2 protein-coding genes are annotated in these 1,734 nt (G+C 34.6%); both read right to left on the bottom strand.

All coding sequences use genetic code 11. From position 1 onward, the window contains the following. Positions 1 to 745: hypothetical protein (locus GB234_RS14950; protein WP_151895381.1), on the bottom strand; the 745-nt coding region annotated here is incomplete at its 3' end. Between the two features lie 39 nt (positions 746 to 784). Then, positions 785 to 1,734, bottom strand: a 950-nt coding sequence (locus tag GB234_RS14945; protein WP_151895380.1) for an Ig-like domain-containing protein, incomplete at its 5' end; no start/stop codon positions are given.

Here is a 1,734-nt window from a genome sequence, read left to right as displayed (position 1 = left end):
TGAATTCACCATCATTGTCTGTTCCTGCAACTGTTCCATACGTAGTATCTACGGTTCCTGCAAAAACTCCTGTATCTGGACCTGTTTCTGTTAATGTTATAATTTCAGACTCTCCTGTGATATCATTTAATAATGTTACATCAACTGTTTCAGCAACTAATGGATCTACGTTTAAATCTATATCTGTAACTGAAATATCTAAAATATCTCCTGGCCTTGAAAACTCAGTTATTTCAACCGTTGCTGGATTACTTGTAGTATAGGTAAATACCGCAGCATTACCTTCAGCATTAGTGACACCATCAATAGCAGCAATATTAGCATTAAATCCATTAAATGCTTGTTCTTGAGTAGAATTTTGAATCACCGTTAATGGCATTGAAACTGAACCGAACCAATCACCTGGAATTTCCGAAGTTTGCTGAAAAACTAAAATATTAGTTAATGCATCATAGCTAGGAACAAAATAATCTAATAAAGTTCCAGAAATCCCTGCTATATTTCCATCAGTAAGTTCAACATATTGAAAATTTACGCTAACTGTAACATTAGGCATTCCAAAAGCAGTAGGTTGTACAGCTATTCCTGATGACTCAGCAAAAGTAAACTCACCTACACCAGTACCATTAAGAGCAATTGACTCAAGTGGAGCTGGATTAATATTTGCTTGTGGTAATGAAACTGATTGTGAAAATCCTACAAAGGATATCAAACAAATTGATACGATTAGTAAAAGTTTTTTCATGTTAGTTTTGTTAGGGTTTAAAATAATATTGGGTTGCTATTAATTGTTATTATATTCAATGTAATCTAAATCATCATTATTGTTGTTATTTATTTCTCCCCCAGAGAAATATTTAACTGTAACTTTTATAGGAAAAGTTCCATTTGTACCCATTGGCGGATTGTATATCGCATTAATGCCAATATTTGATGCTGTCGAAGCATTAAATATTCCTCCATTACCTATATAAGTAAATCTATGTAAAGAAGGATTAGAATCATCATACAACCAATCTTCGTTACTTACTGGCACGCCATTTATTGTTGTAAGTGTAGGATTATATGTTATAACAAAATCATCATTTTTTATAATTCTCAATTCTACAGGAGTAACTCCATTAGAATTTTGATTAGCATACTCAGCTACAAATACTCTGAAATCAACAACACCTGTCCCTCCAATTACTGTGGTATTACCTGTAAAAATCGTTGGTCCGAAATCTGGTATTAATTCCATACCTACAGTTATATATACCGTTGCTTCATCACATGCTTGTGGTGTACCATCATCACAAACACTATATACAAAACTATCTGTTCCTACAAAACCAGGGTTTGGGGTATATACAAATGTTCCATCTGTATTAAGCATAAGAGTACCGTTATTAGTTCCTACAACTGGAATAACATTTACTATCTGCGTATCATTTTCTGGATCTGTATCGTTGTCAAGCACATTAGCATTAATAGGACTATCAGAGGTAGTGTTATAAGCATCATCATTTGCAACTGTCTCATTTATATCATTGGCTGGATTAACAGTTACTGTTACCGTAGCACTATCACATAAGGCAGGACTTCCATTATCACATATCTCATAAGTGAACGTATCCTCTCCTGTGAAACCTGCATCTGGAATATATGTTACCGTACCATCTGCATTCAACACAGCGGTACCATTGGCAGGGTCCGTTACAGAACCAGGCGTTACAGCTATAGGATCCATATCAG

Source organism: Patiriisocius marinistellae, assembly GCF_009014635.1.
Lineage (GTDB): Bacteria > Bacteroidota > Bacteroidia > Flavobacteriales > Flavobacteriaceae > Patiriisocius > Patiriisocius marinistellae.
This window is presented reverse-complemented; position numbering and strand designations above follow the sequence as displayed.